Below are 851 nucleotides of genomic sequence, written 5' to 3'. Positions count from 1 at the left end.
TGACAGGCAAACTTAAAGCTCACCTCATTGGGCGCTCGCTGATGGGCTACGGCGGCCTGGCTGGCCTCCCGCCTGACCAGATTGTATCCAAGCAGCAATCCCCACAGCTCCTGATAGACCAAGTCCACTTTCTTGCTTCTCAGCGTGATGGCGTTGTGCTGCATCGCGCTTTTGATATCCCGGTATCCCAGCTCGATTTCCCAGCGCTCGTGGTACAGGGTCGCCACCTGAGCTGCGCTGAATCGCGCCACGGGCAGGGAGGTAAAGACCGTTTTCTCCTTGCCTGCCACCTCATAGGTCACTGCGCGAACTTGCCAGTGTGTCGGCAACGCCGGGTTTTTCTTGCTAGCCTGAGGCGAGACCGTCATTTGCAACAGACGGTCACCGTCGCCATAGCGCTCAAGTTCCGTGTATACCAGCCCCTTGCGTTCCGGGATGAGCCAGTGACGGTCGGTGTCTTCGGCCTGAATACGCAGCAACAGGTCGGCACCGAAGAAGCCTTTATCCAGCAGGGTCACTGACTTGTCCGGCAATGAGTGAATGAACTCGCTGGCCAGGGGGATTTCCCCTTTGCGGTACGGGCTGATGGCCGCGTTGGCAATGACATGCGAGCGGACATTCATGAGCGTGACCAACCGCAGCATCGGGTAGGGTGTCTGCCGGTTGGTTGAGGTGTTACCCGAGCCGAAATGTGCTCTGAGTTCAGGCATATCCTGGGTTCGGAACAGGGCCCCATCGATGGCAAAGACCTGTAAACCGTGCCAATGGTCTTCAGGATAACGTTCCCGCCCCCACACATCGGCGCACTGTTTGAACAGCCACTCGAGCGGCTGTTTGCCGAGTCGCTGACG

At 58.4% G+C, this 851-nt stretch carries 1 pseudogene; it reads right to left on the bottom strand.

Annotation, left to right across the window (positions count from 1 at the left end):
• Positions 1 to 851, bottom strand: a pseudogene (locus PG896_RS21050) (IS4-like element ISAeme15 family transposase); the annotation flags it as partial.

The organism is Aeromonas sp. QDB30 (assembly GCF_027707645.1).
Classification (GTDB): domain Bacteria; phylum Pseudomonadota; class Gammaproteobacteria; order Enterobacterales; family Aeromonadaceae; genus Aeromonas; species Aeromonas caviae.
The sequence above is the reverse complement of the archived record's forward strand: the minus strand, read 5'-3'. Positions and strand labels throughout refer to the sequence as shown.